The organism is Algoriphagus sp., assembly GCF_039969895.1.
In the GTDB taxonomy this organism is placed as follows: domain Bacteria; phylum Bacteroidota; class Bacteroidia; order Cytophagales; family Cyclobacteriaceae; genus Algoriphagus.
Genome location: NZ_JBDVMZ010000018.1, coordinates 1 through 6,273 on the forward strand (window position 1 = coordinate 1; position 6,273 = coordinate 6,273).

A 6,273-nucleotide genomic window follows, 5' to 3' on the forward strand; every position below is an offset into this window, starting at 1 on the left:
CCATAAACAGCGGTTTAAAACTGACAAGGAAGACCGATTCATTTTTTCCACGGGAGATACCCTTTCCAACCAAGATGCAATCGCACAAAATAAGCCTGCCAAAAACTTAATTCCTGACGAGGAAGGCATGTATTTCCGAAACTGGCGGGAACACATCAAATCTCCAGATGATATATGGAAAGAAATCATCGCAGTTACCAAAATACCGGGAATCACTTCCGCTCCTAAATTACAACCGATAGAAACCAGATTGGTCATGCTCCAAACAGGTATGCGAGCACCAATGGGTATTAAAGTATATGGGCCTGATCTACAGACTATAGAGGACTTTGGTATTCAACTGGAAAACATCCTGAAGCAAGTTCCATCAGTCAAAGAGGAAGCAGTTTTCGCAGATAGAATCGTGGGAAAACCTTATCTGCATCTAAATATCAACCGAGAAAAAATCGCGCGATTTGGACTGACGATAGAAAATGTGCAGCAAACTATAGAAACGGCTATTGGTGGCATGAACATAACCACTACAGTAGAAGGCAGAGAGCGTTTTCCTGTGCGTGTTCGCTATCCAAGAGAATTGCGCGATGACCCTGAAAGCTTGGCTAAGATCTTTGTTCCAACTCCTACCGGAGCTCAAATCCCTTTAGGGCAACTCGTGGATTTTGAGTACAAACGTGGCCCTCAAGCCATCAAAAGCGAGGAGACTTTCTTGGTCGGTTATGTGCTTTTTGACAAAAGAGACGGGGATTCTGAGGTGACTGTGGTTGAAGATGCACGACAGTTGATCCAAAGCAAAATTGATTCAGGGGAGCTGGATGTGCCCGCAGGAATCACCTACAAGTTTTCTGGTAGCTATGAAAATCAGGTTCGTGCTGAGAAACGGCTGAGTATCATCGTTCCGGCAGTATTGGCTATTATCTTTTTGATTCTGTATTTCCAATTCAAATCAGTCACTACTTCCCTGATGGTATTCACTGGAATAGCCATGGCATTCAGTGGTGCATTTATCACACTTTGGTTTTATGGACAAGGATGGTTTGCTGATTTTGATCTCTTCGGTACCAATATGCGAGACCTGTTCCAAGTTCACCAGATCAATCTAAGTGTAGCAGTCTGGGTGGGATTCATTGCACTATTTGGTATTGCCACTGATGATGGAGTGTTAATGGCCACATATCTGGATCAAAGTTTTGAACGAAATAAAACTGATACTCCACAAAGGATACGAATGGCTATTGTGGAAGCTGGTCAGCGAAGAATCAAGCCCGCCGTGATGACTTCAGCTACCACAATCATTGCATTGCTTCCGATTTTAACCTCTTCTGGAAGGGGATCGGACATCATGATTCCTATGGCTATTCCAGCCTTTGGAGGAATGATCGTAGCGGCTATCACCTACTTTATTGTACCAGTTCTTTACTCCATTCGAGAAGAACGAAAACTTAAAAAAAGCTGAAAATGAGAACTTTCACACTTTCCTTTCTTTTGCTCCTGGGGATGAGTTTCTCAGCTGCTTCGCAAAGCTTAGAAGACTATTTTCTAGTGGCCGCCGAAAACAATCCAGGGCTTCAAGCCAAATACAAGGCATTTGAAGCTGCCATGGAAAAAATATCACAAGTTGGGTCATTACAAGATCCTAATCTGTCATTTGGGTATTTTGTATCACCAGTGGAAACCCGTGTGGGGCCGCAACAAGCCCGTTTTTCCTTAACTCAGATGTTCCCTTGGTTTGGCACCTTACGTGCACAAGAAGATGTAGCATCCTTAATGGCTGAAGCGAAGTATCAGGAATTCTTGGATGCTAAAAACCAGCTATACAATCAATTGGCGGCAGTTTATTATCCTCTGCTTGAGACCCACGAGTTAATAGCTATTGAGGAAGAAAATCTGAGAATTTTAGAAACCTACTATTCACTTGCTACTTCCAATTTTGAAAATGGACAAGGTTCGCTAGCCGATGCACTACGAGTAGATATCATGATTCAGGCATCAAAAACAAACATGGAGGTACTTAAGATGAAAATAAAAGGAAGCAATTCCTGGCTCAATTCCCTCCTTGCCAGGTCTCATGATTCTCCGGTAGAGATTTCAGAAAAGCTGGAAATATGGGATGCTGACGAGATGCTTTCCCCTGATTCTATTCAAACAAATCCATTGCTGGAAAGCATTGATCTGAAAATTCAAGCCAGTGAAGCCTCTGTGTTGGTTGCCCAAAAACAAGGAATGCCGAAGCTGGGAGCTGGAGTGGATTATGTCCTGGTCGGAGAAAGAACAGATGTCGTTATGGCGGACAATGGCAAGAATGTCTTGATGCCTATGATCACGATGAGTCTTCCGATTTTCAGAGCAAAATACAAGGGAGCTCAGAAGGAGGCAGAACTTATGCAGGAATCTTACAAACTGGAAATGGCAGAGCTGAGCAACAAGCTCTATGGTTCTTATTACCGCTATTCTTCCGATATGCAAATCCAGGAAGATTTGATCAGCCTCTATGACAAGCAAGTGGTGACTTCGGAACAAACGTTAGAGTTGCTTTACAATGGCTACAGCAATTCTGGAAGGGACTTCGAAGAGGTATTGCGAGTACAGCAGCAGCTGCTGGAATTCCAAAAAATGAAATTAAAAGCCATGGTGACTTACAAGACTTCCCTGGCACAAATCAATTATCTAACCGCTAAAACCTACTAATTATGAAAAGCAAAAGCTATGTAAAATTCGCAGCAATGATGGCAGTTTCATTCGTCATTATGTATGCAGTCATGTTTTTGAATGCAGATCTTTTCGAGCATGTCATGCTCAGCACCACCAGAACCTACATGACCATTTTGATGGTGGCTCCCATGGCCATCTCTATGATGTTATTTATGTGGGGGATGTACGAAAACAAAAAAGCCAATTACATCATCCTTGTGAGCGCTGCGATAATTTTTGTAGGCACACTGACCATGCTTAGAAATCAGACTTTGATTGCTGATGTGCAATGGATGAAAGCAATGATCCCACATCACTCTTCTGCAATCATGGTGAGTCAGAAAGCGAATCTTCAAGATCCAGAGGCTCAGAAACTGGCGCAAGATATCATTGTGGCCCAAAAGCGGGAAATAGCCCAGATGCAGGATATGATCAAAAGACTGGAGGCTAAAAAATAGAATTACTATGGATCATTCACATCACAGCAGTACGCAACATGCCTCTCCTCATAAGGAAAAGCATGAAATGAAAGGAATGGAAGGCCATGATCACAGCATGCATCATATGCATATGATCGAAGATTTCAAAAAACGATTTTGGATTTCATTAGTGATCACCTTACCAATAGTAGTCCTTGCACCGATGATTCAGAGCCTTGTAGGGTATGAATTCAGATTTGACGGTGATAGATACCTACAGTTTGCACTTTCATCAATAGTCTTTTTTTACGGTGGCTGGCCTTTCTTAATCGGCATGGTCGATGAATTGAAAAAGAGGAAACCAGGTATGATGACCCTGATAGCATTGGCTATTTCGGTAGCCTACTTCTATAGCTCCGCAGTGGTATTTGGCTTATCAGGAAAAATGTTCTTTTGGGAGCTCGTCAGTTTAATCGACATCATGTTGCTGGGGCATTGGATAGAAATGAAATCTGTTATGGGCGCATCAAATGCCTTGCAAGAACTTGCAAAGATGATGCCCTCCGAAGCAAGGAGAATTAAGGACAATGGAGAATCCGAAGATGTACCAATTGCAGAGCTAAAGTCTGGAGACACCATTCTGGTGAGGCCTGGAGAGAAAATTCCAGCTGATGGACAGGTTCTCGAAGGAAGTAGTCATGTAAATGAATCCATGCTTACCGGGGAATCTAAACCAGTATCAAAACAAAAAGACGATGAGGTGATTGGTGGGTCAGTCAACGACAACGGTGCACTGAAAATTAAGGTGAAGCACACCGGTGAAGACTCCTATTTGTCCAAAGTAATCGGATTGGTGACAGAAGCGCAAAAGACAAAGTCAAACACCCAAAATTTAGCAGATAAAGCAGCGGGGTGGTTGTTTTACATCGCTTTGGCAACAGGGATTATCACGCTGGTAGTATGGTTAAGTTTAGGAAAAGACTTCAATTATGCGCTGGAGCGAATGGTAACTGTCATGATCATCTCCTGTCCCCACGCATTGGGACTGGCAGTACCATTGGTCGTTGCAATTTCTACTTCTGTTTCAGCGAAGCATGGTCTATTAATTCGGAACAGAACAGCCTTCGAGAATTCCCGAAAACTTACTACCATCATTTTCGACAAAACCGGAACATTGACCAAGGGTGAATTTGGAGTGACCCGATTCAAAAGTGTTAATCCAGAAACTGACGATCAAGAATTACTTGCCATCGCAGCTGCTCTTGAAAATAATTCTGAGCATCCTATAGCAGCTGGAATAGTTAGGAAATCCAAAGAACTAGATCTGAAACTTGACAAGGCTGAAAACTTTCAGAATATCACTGGAATGGGTATAGAAGCTAATCTCAATGAAAAAGAAATCAGCATTTTAAGCCCTGGAGGATTAAAACAAAAAGGAATCGAACAACCCGAAGGAGCTTTCAAAACAGAAGACGAAACTGTGGTTTTTGTTCTTTCAGATGAAAAACTAATCGGCTTCATCGCATTGGCAGATGAAATTCGAGAGGAATCCAAAGAGGCAATAGATACCCTCAAAAAGCAAGGGATAAAAGTTCTTATGGCAACAGGGGACAATGAAATAGTTGCAAAGGCTGTAAGTGAAACGCTGGGTTTGGATGGCTACTATGCCGAGGTAATGCCAGAAGACAAGCAAAAGATTATTAAAAACCTTCAGGGGAAAGGTGAATTCGTCGCAATGACCGGAGATGGAGTGAATGATGCACCTGCTTTGGCTCAGGCAGATGTGGGAATCGCAGTGGGCTCAGGAACTGACGTTGCTGCTGAAACTGCCGATATCATTTTGGTCAATAGTAATCCAAAAGACATTGCCAATTTAATCCTTTTCGGGACGGCCACTTACAGAAAAATGATGCAGAATATCTGGTGGGCGGCAGGCTACAATATCGTGGCAGTACCTCTGGCTGCAGGAGTATTAGCAGGTGTAGGAATTATTCTTAGCCCTGCAATCGGTGCAGCTTTGATGAGCCTCAGTACTGTGATCGTAGCACTTAACGCCCAATTATTAAAAAGACAAATTAAATCCTAAATGAACGTGCTTTGATTATAATTCCCTATGACCCCCTAAATCAATCATGAAACCAATTTAAAACTCAAAAAATATGAAAACTCAAAAATCAATTTTATCGCTGGCACTCATCGCCGGACTGTCAATTTCCCTTATCGCCTGTGGAGAGAAAAAAAAAGATGACCACGCTGCAGGATCAGAAGAACATGACCATGAGGCTATGTCTGAAACGATGGAAAATATGGATCAAGAAATGACCATGACCAGAACTGCATCTAAGACAGAACTTATTAACGAATACTTGGAAATTAAGAAAGCTCTAAGTGCCAACAACAAAGAAGATGCTGCCAAAGCAGCTGCCAAACTAGCTGACAATGCCAAAACGATCTCTTTCGATAATGTGTCTGCTGATAATAAAACAACTGTGAATGAAATTCTTGAAGTTATTCAAGAACACAGCGAACACATTGCTAAAAGTGAAATGGATCATCAGATTGAACATTTTCAGGCCATGGGTAAAGATTTTGAAGATCTACTGGCCCTTGTAGGTTCGGACAGAAAACTTTATGAGCAATACTGCCCAATGTACAATAATAATGAGGGGGGTATGTGGCTGAGTGATTCAGAAGAAATTGTTAATCCTTTGTTTGCTGGAAAGATGCAAACCTGTGGTTCTGTCAAAAAAGTAATTGAAGTCGGGTGAAAAAGGTAATCTGGGGGTCCTTATATGTACTCCTAATTGTATTGGTGGGAATTCAATTCATTCCCACCAACCATAATCCTAATATACCTTCAGGCCCCGATGACTTTCTGATTCTAAATAATGCCCCGGTGCAGATACGAAAGATGTTTAAAACATCGTGCTACAACTGCCATAGTGAACAGATCAACTACCCTTGGTACAGTAATATGCAGCCAGCGGGTTGGCTATTAGATAAGCATATCAAAGAGGGAATGGCAGAGTTGAATTTCTCAGAATTTGGTAGTCTATCTGGGCGGATGAAAAAGATGAAATTGGAAAGTATGATCAAACAAATTGAGCAAGAAAAAATGCCTATTCCTTCTTATACGCTGGTTCACCGAGATGCAATATTGTCGGAT

At 42.1% G+C, this 6,273-nt stretch carries 6 protein-coding genes; all 6 read left to right on the forward strand.

Annotated elements, in window-relative coordinates:
* On the forward strand, positions 1 to 1,453 hold a 1,453-nt coding region (locus ABJH64_RS14650; RefSeq protein WP_348334650.1), incomplete at its 5' end, for an efflux RND transporter permease subunit.
* A 2-nt stretch (positions 1,454 to 1,455) separates the two neighbouring features.
* Positions 1,456 to 2,685: a TolC family protein gene (locus ABJH64_RS14655; protein WP_348334653.1), complete on the forward strand. Its 1,230-nt coding sequence runs from the start codon at positions 1,456 to 1,458 to the stop codon at positions 2,683 to 2,685.
* Positions 2,686 to 2,687: 2 nt separating this feature from the next.
* Positions 2,688 to 3,146, forward strand: coding sequence for a DUF305 domain-containing protein (locus ABJH64_RS14660; protein ID WP_348334656.1), 459 nt, complete (start codon positions 2,688 to 2,690; stop codon positions 3,144 to 3,146).
* A 67-nt stretch (positions 3,147 to 3,213) separates the two neighbouring features.
* Positions 3,214 to 5,193 (forward strand): copper-translocating P-type ATPase, encoded by a 1,980-nt coding sequence (locus tag ABJH64_RS14665; protein ID WP_348305578.1) that lies wholly within the window; start codon positions 3,214 to 3,216, stop codon positions 5,191 to 5,193.
* A 73-nt stretch (positions 5,194 to 5,266) separates the two neighbouring features.
* Entirely contained in the window at positions 5,267 to 5,875 is a 609-nt protein-coding gene (locus ABJH64_RS14670) for a DUF3347 domain-containing protein (RefSeq protein ID WP_348305577.1), read from the forward strand.
* A partial coding sequence (locus ABJH64_RS14675; RefSeq protein WP_348299452.1) for a heme-binding domain-containing protein occupies positions 5,872 to 6,273 on the forward strand: 402 nt, incomplete at its 3' end. The genes ABJH64_RS14670 and ABJH64_RS14675, both read left to right, overlap by 4 nt.